This is a genomic window from Agrobacterium sp. MCAB5, from assembly GCF_052114365.1.
GTDB lineage: Bacteria > Pseudomonadota > Alphaproteobacteria > Rhizobiales > Rhizobiaceae > Agrobacterium > Agrobacterium tumefaciens.
This window is the reverse complement of record NZ_JBFREP010000001.1, coordinates 175980-192610: the sequence shown is the minus strand read 5'-3', so window position 1 is coordinate 192610 and position 16631 is coordinate 175980. Positions and strand designations below refer to the sequence as shown.

The window sequence follows — 16631 nt, the reverse complement described above, 5'->3', positions numbered from 1 at the left end:
TGTCGCGAAAAACAGGCGGATTTCACCGATGAGACACGACACGCGCCTTTCACGGCTGCTGCATATTTTGATCCATATGGAGAAACACGAGGGTGCGGCGACCTCGGAAAGCATCGCGGCGATGTTGCAGACGAACCCGGTGGTGGTGCGCAGAACCATGGCGGGCTTGCGGGAGCACGGTTACGTGTCGTCGGGAAAAGGCCATGGCGGTGGCTGGGTTCTGGCGCGACCGCTCAGCGAAATCACGCTGCTCGACATTTACCGGGCGCTTGGCGCGCCGGAATTGTTCTCGATTGGGCTGGCAGGAGATAATCCTAACTGCGTCATAGAGCAGGCCGTCAATGCTGCCCTTTTCGACGCCATGAACGAGGCGGAGACCATTCTCCTGTCCCGCTTCGGAAACATTACGCTTTCCGCGCTGGCGGAGGAATCGATGAGCCGCTGGTCCAGATTGTCCAACCACCCCTCCGCGATGGATCAGCTCTAACGCCGCAGAGTTGGCGCAATAAAAAACCGCCTGCCGTAAGGCAGGCGGTTTTGTCATATTATCTAACCCATTACGGCTGCGTCTGCGTGCCGCCGGTATTCGGGCTTGCCGGTGCTGCATTGTTGGCAGGCGGTGTTGCCGGGACGGTCGGAGTCGCGGGCGCCGGTGCCTGTTGCGTTGCCGCAGGCGGCATGGTCGAGGATGTCGTGGCCGGATCGGTGTTCGGGCCGCTCATCTGCGACCAGGCGAAAACGCCCACCAATGCGACAACGAGAATCGCCAGCCATGGCATCCAGGACGGAGACTTGCGGGCAAGCGGTTCATTGCTGATATTCAGTTCCGGACGAAGATCGCGGTCCGGGCGCGGATTGTTTGGATCGAATGTCATGGTATTTCCTCCTCTTCATTCTGAGAAGAAAACGGCGTTCACGGGATTTTGTTCCGATTCTCCTCAGCCAGCACACTATGGGCGACAATTACGCGCTCTGCCTGAGGGCATCTGCCAGCACCGCCATGACCTGAGGAGCGGCCATTTGCGACACATTGAAACGCATGAAAGCGGATGCGTTCTGCGCGGAGCTGAAAACATTACCGGGTGCCAGCACCACCTTTTGCACCAGTGCCCGGCGTGCAACATCGGCGGCGTCGACCCCCTCCGGCAGGCGGCACCATAAGAACATGCCCGCCTGCGGTTCGATCCACGGCACACATCCAAGCGCTTTCAAACGCGCCGCCGCCTCAGGCACCGCCGCCGCGAGACGCTGTCGAAGAGCCTCGACATGCTTGCGATAACTACCGTCAGTCAAAAGCGACAGGATCAATGCAGCCGAAAAATTTGCTCCACCAAAAGCAGTGGCAATCTTGAGATCGGTCAGGGCTTCCACCCATGCCGGAGGCGCTGCGATGAAACCGCACCGAACGGAAGCAGACAGGGTTTTAGAAAAACTGCCGATCTGGACGACCCGGTTCAGACCATCGAAAGCAGCCAGCCGTGGTGCCGCCTGCGTTTCAAAATCGGCAAAAATATCATCCTCGATGATGGTGAGGCCCGCCTGTTCGGCCAGCATCAGCAGGCGATGGGCGGAAACGGCGGAAAGCCTTGCGCCTGTCGGATTATGGATCGCGGAATTGGTGATATAAAGGCGCGGCTGATGCTCTTTCAGTGCCTGCTCGAAAAGCGGCAGGTCCGGTCCAGCCGGCGTATAGGGCACACCAACGATTTTCACCCGATGCGCCCGCAAGAGAGCGCGGAAGTTAAAATAGCAGGGATCATCGACAATAACCGTATCCCCTGGCTGCAGCAGGAAACGACACAGGAGATCGATCGCCTGCGTGCCGGAATCGGTGAGCATGATCTGGCTGGCGCCCGCCTGGACGCCATGTTCGGCAAGTCTGCGGGACAAAAGCTGGCGTAGCGGCAACAGCCCCATTGGGCTCGCATAATCCGTCAGCAAGGAAGCATCCGCACGGGCAAGCGCCCTCATCGCCCGCCTTAGCGCTTGCTCCGGCATCCATGACGCTGGAAGCCAGCCGCAGCCGGGCTTGGCAAGCGCCGCCCCCTCGTCCAGCGCCTGGCGCGACACCCAGAGCGGATCCACAGCCCTGTCCAGCCGAGGCTCGATATCGGCCAGAGACAGGGGCGCTAGCGGACCCGCCACATAAAATCCCGAACCCGGTCGCGAACTTATGGTGCCATCGGCAACCAGCCGGTCATAGGCCTCGACGACGGTTGAAGTGGAGACCTGCATGGCCTTCGCAAGCGCTCGAACGGATGGCAATCTGGCGCCGGGAACGAGGCTTCGCGAAGCGATGCGTTGCCGCATGCTGGCCATCACCTGTTCTATGCGCGTTCCCGTCGCGAGGTGTCCGTCCACATTTCTCTCCAACCGTACCGTCCAAACAACCATAACAGTTTCTTGAAATTGTATATGATTGTCGCTGTTTTCACCAGCCGTTCCGGATCAAGTAAGGGAAATTGCAGGAGACGGTCATGGACAAGACGACAAGCGGTTGGCTGAGCGGCCTTATCGGCGTGGTGATATTCAGCGGCTCGCTGCCCGCCACGCGGGTTGCGGTAACGGGTTTCGATCCGGTGTTCCTGACCCTCGCCCGCGCCAGCATAGCCGGCCTTCTGGCGCTCGCTTTGCTTTTTGTGTTCCGGCAAAAACGCCCGGCGCGCGATGATATGGCATCCCTTTTCATCGTGTCCTTCGGCGTGGTGGTCGGCTTCCCGCTGTTGACTGCCCTCGCCTTGCGGCACATCACCTCGGCCCACTCCATCGTCTTTGTCGGGCTTTTGCCGCTCGCAACCGCGGTTTTTGCCGTGCTGCGTGGGGGAGAACGCCCGCGGCCCGCCTTCTGGTTCTTTTCCTGCCTGGGCAGCGTCCTCGTTGCCGGCTTTTCATTGTCGAATTCGCTGGCCTCCGGGCTCGGAGTCTCACTTGCCGGCGATCTCTTGATGCTGGGCGCGATTATCGTCTGTGGGCTGGGATATGCCGAGGGTGCTGCCCTTTCCCGCAAACTGGGGGGCTGGCAGGTCATCTCATGGGCACTGGTCCTCTCCCTGCCTCTGATGCTGCCGCTTGCCTTTTTCACAGGGCCGCAAACCCTCGCAGGCATCGACCCGCAGGCCTGGGGCGGCCTCGCCTATGTCTCGCTGTTCAGCATGCTGATCGGCTTCATCTTCTGGTATCGCGGGCTGGCGCTTGGCGGCATTGCCGCGGTGGGCCAGCTGCAATTGCTGCAGCCGTTCTTCGGGCTGGTGCTTGCAGCAACCCTGCTTCACGAGGAGGTCAGCCCGGCGATGATCGCCATCACGCTCGTGGTGGTGCTCTGCGTTGCCGGCGCGCGAAAATTTTCGCGCTGACGCCCGCCCCGTCAACTCGAGCGGCGGTCTACCCAGCGATGCCAGGCATCCTCATTGCCGTTGAAGACATTGAGATCGATGCGGCCATCGACACCATGCGACAGGCCGGAGCCGGAATATTGCCAGAACAACCACTTGCGGCCGGGATAGACCACGGACGGATGCTGGGCAACGGCGCGCAGCCAGAAGGGATAGTCCTGGAACTCGCCGGTCAGATTGTCTTTATAAAAATCGGGCGCCGTATAGATAATCGGACGCTGGCCGTAATGGCGCTCCAGCTTGTCCATGAACACGCGCATCTTTTCCAGAATACGCTCACGGGAATGGCGCATCTTGCAGCTCGATTCGCCGTTATATTCCACGTCGATCACCGGCGGCAGCGCATCCGGATCGCGCGGTACGTTGCGAATGAACCAATCCGCCTGCTCGCCGGCCGAGCGGCACCAGTAGAAGAAGTGGTAGGCGCCACGACGGATGCCCGCTTCCTTTGCACGCTGCCAGTTGGTGCGGAACATCGGGTCAAGATGATCGCCGCCATCCGTCGCCTTGATGAAGGCGAAGTTGGCGCCGCGTGTGCGCAGCTGCGGCCAGTCTATATTGGCCTGCCAGCGCGAGACATCCACCCCGTGGACCTGAAAATGGCGCGGCTGGACCCTGCCGAAATTGATGGGTTTGGCATCGCTGAAGCTGGAGCGGAAAATGCGCGAACGGATCTGCGCACCGGCACTGGCCGCCGGGGCTGCAGCCATGGCCAATTGTACCGGACGCTCCATCGGACGCTCTGCCGGTCGTACCATTCCAGCCTGTGACGGTGACGGCAAACGGGTTTCAAGCGCGTTCTGCGGCACGGGCGCTCGTGGGGTAACGGCTGAAAAGGCCTTTGGCTCTTCGGGCACCGGCCCGCCCCATGCCAGAACTTCCTGTCGCGGCTGGGCCGTGATGGGTTGGCTGCCCACGCTTGCCTGCGGCACCGGCGCGGATGGCGTAACCGAACTCGTGGTTTCCTTCGACGGCAGGCCGGCCATCAGGCTTTCCGGCCCGGAACTGGACGTACAGCCACCAAGCAGAAGGCAACCGAAGAGAAGTGCTGGCACAGCCGATGAACGCATGAGAACCCGTACGCAAAACAATCCAGGGGCACTCTGACGCCGCCCGGGAACCTCGAAATACAATTGCTAACGGAAGATTATCAAAAAAGACTGAATCTTATCTTTACGCCGACACCTTCCAACGCGCCCGTCATTTCTGGCAGGAGAATGCCTCGAGGTTTCGCGAAACGGAGAGCTTCAGGCGGTCATCGTGCTCAGATCGACCGTATCGGCGCCGGGGGAATTTTTCTTGATCGATTCGATGGCATGGATGGCCGATGCCTTGGCCTTGTATCCTTCTGACGAAAACATCGTTTCCCCGTTGGATGCTTTGAAGCGGAAACGATATTCCCCGGCCCTGTCCTGATAGATTTCGAATTTATACATGATCTTGGTGCCTCCTTGGCAAACGTCGGTGAAACACACTCAATTCTGAGCGGCCTTGGCCATATTCGCAACCGATAATTGCCAAATCAGACAAGCCGTACCCAGGCACGGGCAATTTCCAGACCGGTCGCATCGGCCACATCTGCACGCCCGCCACCGTGATCGTGGTAATTGTTCATCCAGCCGGGCGCCATTTTTTCTACGGAAGCCGGGAATGCCTCACACCATCCGTCGACCACGGCCGTGGATGCCTCAAAATGAAATTGCGTGCCATAGGCGGCCCGGCCAACGCGAAAAGCCTGATTTCGCGTTGCACCATTGGTCGCAAGTCTCGTCGCCTCGGGAGGAAGCGTGAATGTGTCGCAATGCCACTGAAAAATGGGAAATGTCTTGTCGAGCCCCGCCAATAGCGGATCGGACATGCCCTCCTCCGTGAGGGATACGTCTTCCCAGCCGAATTCGGGTGGGCCAGCCAGAATATTTTCTCCGCCATAGGCGCGCGCCAGCAACTGGCTGCCGAGACAGACGCCCATCACGGCCTTGTCCGCATCGCCAAACGCTTTCATCAAAAGTGCGAGGTCTGGAAGATAGGGATAAAGCACGTCGTCAAGAGCGTTCTGCTCCCCGCCCAAAACGACGAGCGCATCGTGTGCAGCTGCATCGGGAGGAAGAGGCTCACCCGCATAGGCGCGGATGACATGCACGTCAGCCCCTGCCTCTTCCAGAGCGATGCCGATCTGTCCATGCGGCGTGCCCGCCATGTTTTCGATAATTGCAACGCGCATGGGGCCTCTTGCCGACAACGGGGAATTCGATCGGCCGGTATCGCCGATCGAATTCAGCTTCACCACGAGAAAAACGGATTTTCAAGAGGCGCAATATCGTCAGCAAGGCAATAAGCGGACAAGCCGGCCTGTGGCATCTTAAAATTCCCGCGACAGCTTCGCGTCGACGGAATGCCGGTTGCCGCCGCGGACAGCGAAGAACAGGAAAATGGCTGCCCAGAGAACTGATTTTTCCGCGCCACCCAGACCTTCCGCCTTTACGATACCGTGAAAATAGACCGTTACTAAAAGCACGATCATTGCGGCAAAGGATGCCGGCCGCGTGAACAGCCCAATGGCCACGAGAATTCCACCGAAAAATTCGGTGGCGGCCAGGAGAGGTGACCAGAATACACCCGGATAAAAGCCGAGGCTCTCCACCATGCCGACAGCCCCGAACGGATTGGCGATCTTGCCGAAGCCGTGGGTGACAAGAAGAAGCCCGGCCACGACGCGCAGAACGGTCTCCACCAGATCATGTGTCGAATTATAAAGAGGTGCGACCGCCGGAACGAAAAGACGCTGACGATTATTGTCGAACTGGGCCATGGGATCTCCGCGTTTTAGCCTTCGATGGCTTATCTGTTCGCAAAGCAGCATGATAAGAACAAGCATGCCGCAGGTAAAAACATGAGTATTATAGTTGACATTATCGTGAGCATTATTGCCACCGGGCGCAGAAGGAGACGTGATCATGGCCGAGACCAAGCCCCGCATAACCATCCGCTACTGTACGCAATGCAACTGGCTGCTTCGTGCGGGATGGATGGCGCAGGAGATTTTGCAAACCTTCGCTTCTGATATAGGCGAAGTCAGCCTCATTCCCTCAACGGGTGGCCTGTTCGAGATCACCGTAGATGGTGAAACCATATGGGAGCGTAAGCGCGATGGCGGTTTCCCCGGTCCAAAAGAGCTCAAACAGAGAATCCGCGATATCATCGACCCGGAACGTGACCTCGGTCATGTCGACAGGACGAAGCATGAAGGGCTCGACAATTGACGCGGCAACATGTTTCAACAGCGTCTAACCAAGTTTTTTCCCTTTAAAATCAATGATCGTCATAAAAGTTCAAAAAGTCTGTTGACACCGGGCGGCTGCCCTCGTACATCGCTCTCCGTCGCCCAGATGGCGGAATTGGTAGACGCGCCAGCTTCAGGTGCTGGTACTCGCAAGGGTGTGGAGGTTCGAGTCCTCTTCTGGGCACCAATTTCAAATGTTCGACGGTCCGCACAGGATCGGTCGAGTTCAAAAAGCCCGGTTCGCCGGGCTTTTTTGTTGCCCGTGTTTCCGTGGCGCTCCACACACGTCCACTTGCATCCACCGTTTTTGTTGGTACTTTTGTTGGTATCGGCGCCTTTTTGGTCGCTTTTCCGCAGCTCGGTACCAACACCATGCCCTTATCCGACGTGCAGATCAGGAACTTCAAGCCGCAGGCTTCGCCCAAGAAGCTGAGCGACGGCGGTGGGCTCTATCTCTTTGTAACACCGGCAGGTTCAAAGCTCTGGCGCTTGAACTATCGCTTTAATGGAAAGCAGCAGACCGCGGCCTTCGGCGCGTATCCAGGAGTCGGGCTTTCAGATGCGCGCAAGAGGCGGGAGGAACTAAAGGCCCTCGTCGTGGCTGGCGTCGACCCAGCAGTCCATACGAAGCTCCAACGAGTGGAGCGGCAAACTGTAGCGGGCAACACCTTTGGCATCATCGCCGAAGACTTCATCGCCAAGATAGAGGCAGAGGGCCGGGCGGGCGCGACCATGTCGAAAAAGCGCTGGCTGGTTGGCATGGCAAAGAAAGATCTCGCCAACAGGCCCATTACCGAGATCAGCGCTGCGGAAATTCTCGCTTGTCTCCGGAAAGTGGAGAACGAAGGCAACCACGAAACTGCCCGCCGGCTTCGATCGACCATCGGGCAGGTGTTCAGATATGCCATTGCGACCGCCAGAGCCGTCAATGACCCGACAGGCGCTTTGCGCGGCGCGCTAATTGCGCCGGTCGTCACCCACCGCGCGGCCGCAACCGACCGCAAATCGTTTGCCGGACTGATCCGGGCGATCTGGACCTACGATGGAATGCCAGAGACACGCGCAGCGCTGCAACTGATGGCCCTACTCTATCCGCGTCCGGGCGAACTGCGGCAAGCCGAGTGGGTCGAATTCGACCTGAAGAACGCAGAGTGGGCTATCCCCAAAGAGCGCGCGAAAATGAGGCGGGAACACAGAAAGCCACTTCCCAAGCAGGCCATAGCCATCCTTGAAAGGGTAAAAAAACTGACTGGTGACGGCACGCTCGTTTTCCCCGCTGTGCACACCAGAAAGCGGCCGATGTCGGAAAACACGTTGAACGGCGCGCTGCGTCGACTCGGGTTCTCGTCCGACGAAATGACGAGCCATGGCTTTCGCGCCAGCGCATCCACGCTTTTGAACGAGAGCGGCAAATGGGCAGCAGACGCGATCGAAGCCGAGTTGGCACATGTCAGCGCAGACCAGGTGCGGCGAGCATATCATCGCGGCCTTCACTGGGATGAACGTGTTCTGATGGCGCAGGCGTGGGCAGACGAGATCGACGCGATGCTCCGCGAAAAATTTGACGTTTTCGCATGACGGATAAACCGACCATTCGAAAAAAAGGAAAGCGGTCCGGTAGAATCCCTCGATTGCCCGAACATATCGCGGAGAGCGGCGACTTTGAGGTGATGGCAAAGGATTTAATAAGGCGGCTTCGAAAGCGCCAGGAACTGACAACGCTTGATATTGTCCGCATCCAAACATCGAAACGGTGGGGCAACTCTTTCCAGCAGCGCGCCTTATGGCTGATCGAAAATGAGCGCAAGAATGCTGCCCCCGGCGCTTTCATGCCCACAATCGACAATTTGCCAGCGGTGGAACGCTGGCTGAGAGATCCGGCAGCGTCATCTTATAAATCGGCGATGTCGAAGCGACCTTTGCGGCCGAAGCCGCGGAAACAGACTTGACGGCTTCGCCGTCGCGCTCGGTCCGGCTCTTCAATTTGAAGCGGTGGATTTAACGACGATACCACCCTCTTATCAACGGCTTATGGTCCCGCATGTATCATGTGGCGCCATACACCCTGATACAAATACAATACTCCATGGAACTCCACAGCGCTCCCTAGCGCTTCACCAGCTTTCCCGGAGGTAAGTATGGAAAATACTGATCGGTTTATCAAAATTGACGAGGTCGAAAACATGATCGGCCTCTCCCAAAGTCGTGTCTACGCGATGGTCAAAGGCGGCGATTTCCCCAAACCCGTGAAGCTTGGCAAAGCCTCCCGCTGGCCGCTCTCCGCGGTCCGCAAGTGGATGGCAGCGCAGATAGAGGCTGCAGCTTAACTCTGTCCAATAGTGGAGATTTTCGATGTCGAACGAGAGACGATACGATGTCTTTCTCACCCATCCACCGAAAGGAAGCCGCTTCGAGTTTTTCGTCGCTTCCTTCACGATAGTCGATGACGAAGAGTTCCCCACAGACGCACCATCGCCGTGGTTGGGTTGCGTGAGCCCGCCGGACGGCCTGGAGGACCGAGAGGCGCGAAAATGGTCGCGTTTCAATCTGAGAGCCGCGCGCAACGGTCTCTCTGTTGATGAACACGTTTCGAAGCAGTTCACCGCGATTGGCGCGTCCGAACTCCAGGATACCCGTGTTCGCGACATGCTCAAGGTGTCGTCTATCGGCATGAGGCTCGCGGTTGATGCTCTGGCACGGGCCTATGACGAAAAGTCCCGTATCGCGCAACAACCAGCAAACGGCTTCCGAAAGACGACTTGTTGGGACGTAGTAAAGGCCGCAAACGAAGCACTCGGTCGGCCCGGCCCGCAGGCCCTCGCCACGTTTTTCAACGAAGAAATGACCAACAGCTCCCGGGGGCACGGGCTGGATCCGGATCACATAAGCCGCGCGCTCAAGGCCTATGATAAATGGCACACCCCCGCCGACATAGTCGGAATGCTCCTGGGCGTGGATCGCCTAGACCGCATAGAGCGTCGGTTCCGAGCACTTGATTACATCGCCGCGAAATCGACCAGTGTGGGATGCCTGAAACGGTATAGAGGTGCGGCGCTGGCCTCAGCTATCCACCACCACTACGACATTTTCGAGCAAATCGACCGAGCCGAACGCGTGCTTAGGCTGTCATCGTTGGCCGCCTAGCTCACCGCTAATTTGCTAGGGCTGACAGCGACTGTTTTCGCTGGAGGCTATACCGCATCCTGACAATTGATTTGTAACAACCTGAGGGAAAACGAATGACTTCGACCCCAAATGCACCGCCATGGGGAGACCGCGCGCACGTCAGCGTCGCTGAAGCAGCGGCGATCCTTGGTCGTTCGCAAACATGGGTGCGCAACAGAATTGTCTCGCGCGCACTTCGGGGCGTCAGAGCGCATGAGGACGGCCCAATGCGCGTAACCACCGACAGCATAGTCTCACTTATCAATCGGACGGCGGGTAACGAAGAAGCCCCGGCAGAATTTCCGCGAAGGCGGCGGCCCTTTCTCCGTCTGGTTATCGACAACACCAAATAAACAAGCCGGCGCACTCGTCACAGTGCAGCCGGCTGGAGATTTTCTCAATGCTTGATCATGATATCAATCGCGGTCCTTTCAGGCAACCCGCCAGAAGTTTCGCCGAGCTGCGTGCAGCAGACATCGAGCGGCGAGCAGGCGTGGCTTCTGAACGCACTAATGTCGCCCCTGCCGAAAAGCCTTCTAATAATGCAATCGAGTTTCTGAAATCTCTCGATCTTGGTGGCCGGCACAATCTCACCGCATTGGACCCCAAGCGAGAGGCGCCGCCGGAAGCACGGACCTTTGCGCCCAATGACTGGACCGTGATGGCGGATTGGATCGACAAGCGCGAGGGTCGACTAAACCTGTATTTCAGTGTGAATGAACCGGCAGCTATAGCGCCCAACAAGAAGCTCTCCAAATCCGATATATCGGCTGTTCGCGCGTTGTGCATCGACATCGATATTGAGAAACCTCCGACAGGCGCGGATCTCGCGACGCACTTCGAAAACGAGCGCTCTCGCCTTCGCGGGATCGTGCGTCATCTGCGGGCCGAGGCGTGCCCACCCACAGCCGTCCTGGATAGCGGTGGCGGTATCCAAGCGTTCTGGATCCTATCTGAAAAACTCGATGCCAAAACGCACCAGGCGGCAGCAGAGGCGCAAGGCCGCGGTCTCATTCAGCGCTTCGGTGGAGACAGCGTCGAAAACGTCGATCGCATCATGCGCCTACCAGGAACAACGAATATCCCCACCGCTGAGAAGGTGGCCCGAGGTCAGAAAACACGCCGGGCATCCGTAATGTGGTGCGGCGCGCGGTACGCTTTTCAAGAGGTAGGCAACCATTACCCTACTGCGTCGAAAGCCGACGCTGTCGATCGAAATCCGGAAATTGAGCAGCTGAAGCAGGCGATCGACATCCACAAGGTTTCGGCCGCCGCTAGCTTTGACGAATTGCCACTCGACCTTCGAGAGAAATTCGAGCTAGCGTGTGCCGAGCGGCCAGCGCTGGCGAGGTTATGGGCATCCGGCCAGGCCAACGGCGCAGACAAGTCGGCATCCGCTGCACGCTTCAATCTCGCGCTTCGATTGAAGACAGCATCTTTCTCGATTGATGAGTTGGGCGCGCTGCTGTTCGTCTGGGAGCACGCCACGAGCCCGCACAAGCCGCGTATAGAGGAATGGGACGATCAAGAGCTCCGAAGAGAGCTTGCACGCTGCTGGGCAAACGCCCGGACTGAGCCTGATCCACTCGATTTTTTTGAAGAAATCCCCGACGACATCATGGAGAGCCCGCCGAAACAGTCCAAGCCGACGAAGCTACTGGATCTCGTTTCGTTCAACGACGCGGCGGGCTCCGCTCTCGACCATTCGACGAAACCGCTCATTAAGGGTCTGTTGGACGAGGGAGCACTTTCGGTTCTTTATGGCGAGAGCAATGTCGGTAAAACCTTTGTTGCCATGGATCTGGCGTTCCATGTCGCAACGGGTATGTCATGGGCTGACCGAAGGACGGCGCAACTAGGCGTCGTTTATGTTGCCGCCGAGGGCGGGCAAGGCGCCCGGCGCCGTGCGAGGGCTTTGCAGCAGCGGTTTCAAGGGCAATACGCCGGCGACCCACGTTTTCAATTCCATCTGTCAGGGGTCAACCTCCGCAACGCCGAAGCGGATCTCGTCCCGTTGATCGAAACTGTTCGCGCGTGCGAGGGCGTCGGCCTTATCGTGATCGACACGTTGTCTCGCGCGCTCGCTGGCGGCGACGAGAATGCGTCGACGGACATGGGGGCGCTGGTAAAGCATATCGATCATTTGCGCCTGCAGACGAAGGCCCATGTGATGCTCGTCCATCACTCGGGGAAAGAAAGAGCGCGCGGTGCGCGAGGTCACTCCCTCCTGCGTGCCGCTACTGACACGGAGATCGAGATCGCGGACAACGAGATTAACGTCACCAAACAGCGTGACCTCGATGGCAACTTCCGACGCGCTTTCGTTCTCGATCGTGTCGAGCTTGGCCGAGACAACGACGGCGACCCGATAACATCCTGCGTCGTCCGTCTTGTGTCACATACGGAGAAACCGGCAGGCGAGCCGACGGATGCCGAATTGGAAATTCTGGCGATCCTGAACAGCCTTCAAGACAAAGAGGCTTCGGCCAATGGTTTCAAAGAAAGCGCGATCGTCGATGCGTACGCAGCGACCTACGCTCCGTTGAGCAAGGAAGCATTGCGGTCACGACTTCGCACCATGCTTAAAAAGCGTCTCATTACGAAGCCGAAAGCCGGTCTTTGGTGCGTGCGGCGGGACAACCTGTCCGAAAAAGAGAAGGTTGAGGCCTGGTTTGAGCCGAACAATGAAGATGACTGATGCGGTGGGTAGCGGTGCAAATGTGGTGGAATACGAAACCCAATATTTTCAATAGGATAGCTAAATCGGTGGTGTTCGGTGCAGAGCGGTGTTTTCGTTCCGGCCCAAAACGGTGGAGCGGTGGGGGTATATATATACCCACCACCCCACCGGTCCTCGAACCACCGGCGGCCCGAAGAGGTTATTTTCGCCGCGGAAGGCTGCGCAGTCTAAGCGATACCTTAAGGGCGTTGAAATTGAAGTTGGGGTTTAGTCTATGAAATACCCTGGACATATCGAGCAGGCGCGCGCCGCTATCCTCCGCTGGCACCGAAACTTGCGGACGACCCGCAAGCAGTGCGGCGCAAAGCGGAAACATGATGGGAAACCCTGCCAGCAGATCGCCATGGCGAACGGGCGATGCTGTTACCACGGCGGCCGGACGCCGAAGGGCGACGCCTGGCACAAGCCGCGGTGGCCTAACCGCGACGCGGCAGACGCCGAAAAGAAACTGGTGGGGAAGCTCCGGGATCTGGAGAAGGCGCAGCGCGCGCGAGACAAGAGGCTCGCGAACATGACGCCAGCACAGCGAGCACGTTACGATCGTTGGCTAGCTGCGCACAGGGCCGTTTCCGCGACGGGTCGTGCAGAGGCACGTGAGCGACGCAGACAAGCGAAGGAAGCCCGCACCTTGATCGAGCTGCCGCCGCAGCCGGCCCGTGGAGAGGTGGAGAGAATTCAAACGCTCATAGACGAGTTGGAGCGACGCGCTAAGCCGCGTTTCGATGTGTTTGATTAAGGAGAGCACCATGGCTAAGCAGCCGAACGTAGACGACGTACAAAGAGATCTGCTTACCCGGATCCGCACAGAGGGCGTACGGGCCGCATATGAAGCGAGCCTCGCAGTATGCAGCGATGCAAAAGCTCCTGCGCCGGCGCGCGCGACAGCTTCCGCGACGTTGTTCCGTGTCGCCGGCTACTTCGACAAGCAGGAGCGATACAACGAAAAAGCGCCACATGAAATGACAGCTGAAGAGATCGCCGCCCGGATCGCGCATCTCGCCCGCCGGTCAGCAACAACGACTACCGACGACCCTGACGTGTTCGGTTAGCGAGGTCCCCGCCGAAGGAAGACGACGTTGGCAGACGGCTGACCTCCACACCTGTCTTCAGCTGGCCTTGGGGTGACTCCTGGTCGCAGCTCAGCGCGTAGAATTCTGGCGCTTTCACATATCAGTTCCGCAAGCTCTATATTCCGAGCTGCCGCGCCGGGCGTCAGATCAGACGAGCGCATCTGGTCCAGCAAGGTTTCCGTAGCGACGGCGAGATAATGCGCCTGGCAGTCAGCAGGTAGCGGCATCGGTATTTCCTTGTCGGTTGGGTCGGGACCGCAGACTACGCTGCTGATCGGCCAGAGGCTAGGGCTTTACAGGAGCGCGCTTTCCTCTTCGCTTCAGCAGGACAGCCTGCATCGCCCACTTGCGAGCGTCTTCAGCGCTCGAATTTGTGTCTGACTTCTTTTCGCGCTTTCCCGTCGAGCTGGCGAGGCGCGACTTCTCCGCAATGAACGCATCAAGGTCCGTCTGCGCGATGAGAACAGGACGGCCAGGGAGATACGCCAGCTGCCCGGAAAGGCGCAAACGTTGCACCTTCTGCCGAGAGCATCGCAGTATTTCGGCCACTTCCGGCTCCGTGAGAAAACGGTGGGTCACGCTGTGGCCTGCGCCTCTTCTTTGATACGCCGCGCAAGGCGGAAGAGCGTAGATCTGGAGCATCCGGTCGCGGCGACGATGTCATTCCAGCTCATTTTAGATTTCAGCATGCGTATAAGTGCCGCGTTGCGGTCCGTGTCCTCTGGGCGCCCCTTATATCGCCCCGAGCTCTTCGCCTTCTCGACACCCTGCGCCTGCCGCCGGCGACGGTCTTCATAGTCCTTGCGCGCGATCGCGGCCAACATATCGAGCATCATCGCGTTGACGGCCTTGAACATGCGGCCGGTAAACGGGTCTTCGGCAGCGGCCAACATCATATGTGACGTGGGAAGATCAAGAGCCACGACGCGCACCTGTCGCGCGTCTATCTCGCTCTTGAGCGCCTCCCAATCCGCCTCATTAAGTCGCGACAGCCGGTCAACCTGCTCGGTCAGCAACACGTCGTTCGGGCTGCAGTCCGAGAGTAGCCGAAAAAGCTCCGGACGCTTCAGCGACGCGCCACTTTCATTTTCGACATAGAATGCAGCAATCGAAAAACCTTTATCTTTGGCAAAGCTTTCCAGCTGTGATTTTGCGCGGCCTGCATCCTGTTCCAGAGTGCTGGCTCGCATATAAGCTCGGACAAACATGTTTGAAACCTCCACGGTTCGATTTGAGTAGTTCCCAAAGCGGCAGTCTGTTTTGAGTGGTTCGAATACTCGATCCCGAGCGGTTCTTGGCGCCGTGGAAACGGTTCGGTTGAGGTACACTCAAAAAATACATCCGAAACGCTCACAAGAGTTTCATCTCCCCGCCGCTTTAAGAGCTTCGAGGGCACGGTGCCGGATGTCCGGAAACTCCGTATGGAGAACCATCACTTCCAAGTCGTCCCGTGCTTCGTAAATCTCATCGGCGTCGTCCAATGCCTCTGCTCGCAATAGCGCTGCGCTCAGTCTCAAAAGCATAGCCAACTCCGCCTCTCGGTCCGTTCGCCTCGGGGGTTCGAAGGCGACCACGTCAGCAATGGCGGCGAGATTTTGGGCGCCTCGTTCGTTCATAAGGTTGGCGTAATTGGCAAAATTTACGACGTTGTTCATGGCAGCACCTCCTATTGCGGTTCGTGCTGCTAGATTCTTTTACATGGTTCTATATGTCAATAGTGACTTTCCATTCCTTCGGCATTAATTCTGCTGAGTTGATAGTATCAATAAATATTGATGGTCAATGTATTTTGATGCGCGCAACATTTTCATACAATAAATACAGATCGTAACTTGCATTACTGAATTACACACCCCGTTGTTGCGCCGTACGTACGAACACGCACCCCCGCCCCCTGGGTATACTCCGAATTGCAGCCGGCGCGGCACGCCGGGATCCGCCACAAAATCGCGACGGGCTGGAACTTTTCGAACTCGCCGATCTGGCGACCGCGAAACCCGCGATCATATCGCCCGCTATATTCGCGGTTACTCGCCAACTATCTTTCTAATCATGACGAACGATCCGAAACACGACTATAACGGACTGCCGCCCCTCGGCTGCGAAGCTTCGCCCGAGCCGACGGAGCTTGAGCATACGATTGATTGGCTTTCCGACTGTCTCGCTCGCGTTGCGGCCGGCACGGAACAAGCATTCAATTTGTCCGAAGCCCTCTGCTCGTTGCAAACCGAAACGTCACGCCGGCACGCACGAATTTCTCCACACCAACGGGACCAGCTGTTGCGATCGCTGGCGCTTGCGCATACGCCCATATTGCGCCTGTTTGATGCGTCACGGGAACGGCCCACTGCGGTGCAAGCTGTGAACGCCGTTGCCGGCTTGATTTGCTGGTGGGCCGAAACCGACGAAGCGCGCGATACCCGGCACAAACACCTCTTCGCGGATTTCCAGGCATATGCCCGTTGGTTGCGGAACACATGCCACAACCTTTGTCTGCTTGAAGATATTGGCCGAAGAGCCAACCAGCGCCGCACAGAAGCCGTTGCAGAGATACTCAGGAGATCAGCAGCGTGATAGGCACAACGAGAAATATCGAAGAGCGCGTGACACGAATTGAGGACGCGTTGGAGCGTGCCGCCGCCGGGCAAGATCCCGTCGTATTTGTCAACGAGGCGCTTGGCGGTATCGGAGATTTGGCTTTTTCGGGCTTCACGCGGTCAATCGCTGGGCCGTCAAAGTCGGCGATATGCGCACTGCTGGAAGACGTTAAGCCCCTCCTGGCGCAGAGCGTAATCGGGGAAATAGCCTCGTCCGACGTCTACGAATTTTTGGACGCGGCGCGGGAACTCGTAGGGTTGATGGACGATCGTCACGCTCGGAAGTGCTTATTGCAGGTCGGGCTTTTAAAAGGAGATCTTACCCGGCTCGTTCTGCTGCGGGAACTCGCGACGCTTCAAACCACCAACGCGAACTGATTGGACACA

At 58.1% G+C, this 16631-nt stretch carries 20 protein-coding genes and 1 tRNA gene; 12 read left to right on the top strand and 9 right to left on the bottom strand.

Annotation, left to right across the window (positions count from 1 at the left end; genetic code table 11):
• Positions 1-28: 28 nt before the first annotated feature.
• Positions 29-487 carry an Rrf2 family transcriptional regulator gene (locus tag AB4Z23_RS00935; RefSeq protein ID WP_441359966.1) on the top strand — a complete coding sequence of 153 codons (459 nt, stop codon included), beginning with the start codon at positions 29-31 and terminating at the stop codon, positions 485-487.
• A gap of 70 nt (positions 488-557) precedes the next feature.
• Here the strand turns inward: AB4Z23_RS00935 and AB4Z23_RS00930 are convergent, their stop codons facing one another.
• Together AB4Z23_RS00930 and AB4Z23_RS00925 are read right to left on the bottom strand one after the other, a co-directional pair.
• Positions 558-875, bottom strand: a complete 318-nt coding sequence (locus AB4Z23_RS00930; protein WP_038489500.1) for a hypothetical protein — start codon at positions 873-875, stop codon at positions 558-560.
• 88 nt (positions 876-963) lie between these two features.
• A complete protein-coding gene (locus tag AB4Z23_RS00925; protein WP_065688416.1) occupies positions 964-2361 on the bottom strand; it encodes an aminotransferase-like domain-containing protein in 1398 nt (465 codons plus the stop codon).
• 116 nt (positions 2362-2477) lie between these two features.
• Between AB4Z23_RS00925 and AB4Z23_RS00920 the strand changes: the two genes are divergently transcribed.
• Positions 2478-3353 (top strand): DMT family transporter, encoded by an 876-nt coding sequence (locus tag AB4Z23_RS00920; protein ID WP_065659781.1) that lies wholly within the window; start codon positions 2478-2480, stop codon positions 3351-3353.
• Between the two features lie 11 nt (positions 3354-3364).
• Here the strand turns inward: AB4Z23_RS00920 and AB4Z23_RS00915 are convergent, their stop codons facing one another.
• The 4 genes from AB4Z23_RS00915 to AB4Z23_RS00900 all read right to left on the bottom strand — a co-directional run bounded on the left by AB4Z23_RS00915 (position 3365) and on the right by AB4Z23_RS00900 (position 6201).
• Positions 3365-4462, bottom strand: a complete 1098-nt coding sequence (locus AB4Z23_RS00915; RefSeq protein ID WP_080799754.1) for a glycoside hydrolase family 25 protein — start codon at positions 4460-4462, stop codon at positions 3365-3367.
• Positions 4463-4639: 177 nt separating this feature from the next.
• Entirely contained in the window at positions 4640-4828 is a 189-nt protein-coding gene (locus AB4Z23_RS00910; protein ID WP_003514584.1) for a YegP family protein, read from the bottom strand.
• An 86-nt stretch (positions 4829-4914) separates the two neighbouring features.
• Complete coding sequence (locus tag AB4Z23_RS00905) at positions 4915-5613, bottom strand: type 1 glutamine amidotransferase (RefSeq protein WP_162692032.1); 699 nt, start codon at positions 5611-5613, stop codon at positions 4915-4917.
• Positions 5614-5751: 138 nt separating this feature from the next.
• A complete protein-coding gene (locus tag AB4Z23_RS00900; protein ID WP_003514571.1) occupies positions 5752-6201 on the bottom strand; it encodes a DoxX family protein in 450 nt (149 codons plus the stop codon).
• A gap of 145 nt (positions 6202-6346) precedes the next feature.
• Here AB4Z23_RS00900 and AB4Z23_RS00895 point away from each other — a divergent pair, with 145 nt between their 5' ends.
• The 8 genes from AB4Z23_RS00895 (at position 6347) to AB4Z23_RS00860 (ending at position 13626) form a co-directional block, all read left to right on the top strand.
• On the top strand, positions 6347-6652 hold the full coding sequence (locus AB4Z23_RS00895; RefSeq protein WP_080799759.1) for a SelT/SelW/SelH family protein: 306 nt from the start codon (positions 6347-6349) through the stop codon (positions 6650-6652).
• A 120-nt stretch (positions 6653-6772) separates the two neighbouring features.
• Positions 6773-6859, top strand: a tRNA-Leu gene (locus AB4Z23_RS00890).
• 185 nt (positions 6860-7044) lie between these two features.
• A complete protein-coding gene (locus AB4Z23_RS00885) occupies positions 7045-8250 on the top strand; it encodes a tyrosine-type recombinase/integrase (protein WP_441359965.1) in 1206 nt (401 codons plus the stop codon).
• Positions 8247-8621, top strand: a complete 375-nt coding sequence (locus AB4Z23_RS00880; protein WP_441359964.1) for a hypothetical protein — start codon at positions 8247-8249, stop codon at positions 8619-8621. Before AB4Z23_RS00885 ends, AB4Z23_RS00880 begins: the two co-directional genes overlap by 4 nt.
• Before the next feature lie 189 nt (positions 8622-8810).
• Entirely contained in the window at positions 8811-8999 is a 189-nt protein-coding gene (locus AB4Z23_RS00875; protein WP_113082762.1) for a helix-turn-helix transcriptional regulator, read from the top strand.
• Between the two features lie 25 nt (positions 9000-9024).
• Positions 9025-9816, top strand: coding sequence for a hypothetical protein (locus AB4Z23_RS00870; RefSeq protein ID WP_441359963.1), 792 nt, complete (start codon positions 9025-9027; stop codon positions 9814-9816).
• A gap of 421 nt (positions 9817-10237) precedes the next feature.
• On the top strand, positions 10238-12535 hold the full coding sequence (locus AB4Z23_RS00865; RefSeq protein WP_441359962.1) for an AAA family ATPase: 2298 nt from the start codon (positions 10238-10240) through the stop codon (positions 12533-12535).
• A 788-nt stretch (positions 12536-13323) separates the two neighbouring features.
• Positions 13324-13626 carry a hypothetical protein gene (locus tag AB4Z23_RS00860; protein ID WP_441359961.1) on the top strand — a complete coding sequence of 101 codons (303 nt, stop codon included), beginning with the start codon at positions 13324-13326 and terminating at the stop codon, positions 13624-13626.
• A gap of 306 nt (positions 13627-13932) precedes the next feature.
• Here AB4Z23_RS00860 and AB4Z23_RS00855 read toward each other — a convergent pair whose 3' ends face one another.
• The 3 genes from AB4Z23_RS00855 to AB4Z23_RS00845 all read right to left on the bottom strand — a co-directional run bounded on the left by AB4Z23_RS00855 (position 13933) and on the right by AB4Z23_RS00845 (position 15302).
• Positions 13933-14289: a helix-turn-helix domain-containing protein gene (locus AB4Z23_RS00855; RefSeq protein ID WP_421445247.1), complete on the bottom strand. Its 357-nt coding sequence runs from the start codon at positions 14287-14289 to the stop codon at positions 13933-13935.
• Positions 14223-14855 (bottom strand): recombinase family protein, encoded by a 633-nt coding sequence (locus AB4Z23_RS00850; RefSeq protein WP_441359960.1) that lies wholly within the window; start codon positions 14853-14855, stop codon positions 14223-14225. Before AB4Z23_RS00850 ends, AB4Z23_RS00855 begins: the two co-directional genes overlap by 67 nt.
• A gap of 153 nt (positions 14856-15008) precedes the next feature.
• Positions 15009-15302, bottom strand: coding sequence for a hypothetical protein (locus tag AB4Z23_RS00845; protein ID WP_441359959.1), 294 nt, complete (start codon positions 15300-15302; stop codon positions 15009-15011).
• A 397-nt stretch (positions 15303-15699) separates the two neighbouring features.
• Here AB4Z23_RS00845 and AB4Z23_RS00840 point away from each other — a divergent pair, with 397 nt between their 5' ends.
• Positions 15700-16221 carry a hypothetical protein gene (locus AB4Z23_RS00840; RefSeq protein WP_441359958.1) on the top strand — a complete coding sequence of 174 codons (522 nt, stop codon included), beginning with the start codon at positions 15700-15702 and terminating at the stop codon, positions 16219-16221.
• Entirely contained in the window at positions 16218-16622 is a 405-nt protein-coding gene (locus AB4Z23_RS00835) for a hypothetical protein (RefSeq protein WP_441359957.1), read from the top strand. The genes AB4Z23_RS00840 and AB4Z23_RS00835 overlap by 4 nt, the downstream gene beginning before the upstream one ends.
• Positions 16623-16631 lie beyond the last annotated feature (9 nt).

What these genes read in the sequence shown, in the direction of transcription:
- AB4Z23_RS00935 (WP_441359966.1), top strand. Translation starts at nt 29, where the DNA reads ATGAGACACGACACGCGCCTTTCACGGCTGCTGCATATTTTGATCCAT.
- AB4Z23_RS00930 (WP_038489500.1), bottom strand. Translation starts at nt 875, where the DNA reads ATGACATTCGATCCAAACAATCCGCGCCCGGACCGCGATCTTCGTCCG.
- AB4Z23_RS00920 (WP_065659781.1), top strand. Translation starts at nt 2,478, where the DNA reads ATGGACAAGACGACAAGCGGTTGGCTGAGCGGCCTTATCGGCGTGGTG.
- AB4Z23_RS00915 (WP_080799754.1), bottom strand. Translation starts at nt 4,462, where the DNA reads ATGCGTTCATCGGCTGTGCCAGCACTTCTCTTCGGTTGCCTTCTGCTT.
- AB4Z23_RS00910 (WP_003514584.1), bottom strand. Translation starts at nt 4,828, where the DNA reads ATGTATAAATTCGAAATCTATCAGGACAGGGCCGGGGAATATCGTTTC.
- AB4Z23_RS00905 (WP_162692032.1), bottom strand. Translation starts at nt 5,613, where the DNA reads ATGCGCGTTGCAATTATCGAAAACATGGCGGGCACGCCGCATGGACAG.
- AB4Z23_RS00900 (WP_003514571.1), bottom strand. Translation starts at nt 6,201, where the DNA reads ATGGCCCAGTTCGACAATAATCGTCAGCGTCTTTTCGTTCCGGCGGTC.
- AB4Z23_RS00895 (WP_080799759.1), top strand. Translation starts at nt 6,347, where the DNA reads ATGGCCGAGACCAAGCCCCGCATAACCATCCGCTACTGTACGCAATGC.
- AB4Z23_RS00885 (WP_441359965.1), top strand. Translation starts at nt 7,045, where the DNA reads ATGCCCTTATCCGACGTGCAGATCAGGAACTTCAAGCCGCAGGCTTCG.
- AB4Z23_RS00880 (WP_441359964.1), top strand. Translation starts at nt 8,247, where the DNA reads ATGACGGATAAACCGACCATTCGAAAAAAAGGAAAGCGGTCCGGTAGA.
- AB4Z23_RS00875 (WP_113082762.1), top strand. Translation starts at nt 8,811, where the DNA reads ATGGAAAATACTGATCGGTTTATCAAAATTGACGAGGTCGAAAACATG.
- AB4Z23_RS00870 (WP_441359963.1), top strand. Translation starts at nt 9,025, where the DNA reads ATGTCGAACGAGAGACGATACGATGTCTTTCTCACCCATCCACCGAAA.
- AB4Z23_RS00865 (WP_441359962.1), top strand. Translation starts at nt 10,238, where the DNA reads ATGCTTGATCATGATATCAATCGCGGTCCTTTCAGGCAACCCGCCAGA.
- AB4Z23_RS00860 (WP_441359961.1), top strand. Translation starts at nt 13,324, where the DNA reads ATGGCTAAGCAGCCGAACGTAGACGACGTACAAAGAGATCTGCTTACC.
- AB4Z23_RS00855 (WP_421445247.1), bottom strand. Translation starts at nt 14,289, where the DNA reads ATGCTCCAGATCTACGCTCTTCCGCCTTGCGCGGCGTATCAAAGAAGA.
- AB4Z23_RS00850 (WP_441359960.1), bottom strand. Translation starts at nt 14,855, where the DNA reads ATGTTTGTCCGAGCTTATATGCGAGCCAGCACTCTGGAACAGGATGCA.
- AB4Z23_RS00845 (WP_441359959.1), bottom strand. Translation starts at nt 15,302, where the DNA reads ATGAACAACGTCGTAAATTTTGCCAATTACGCCAACCTTATGAACGAA.
- AB4Z23_RS00840 (WP_441359958.1), top strand. Translation starts at nt 15,700, where the DNA reads ATGACGAACGATCCGAAACACGACTATAACGGACTGCCGCCCCTCGGC.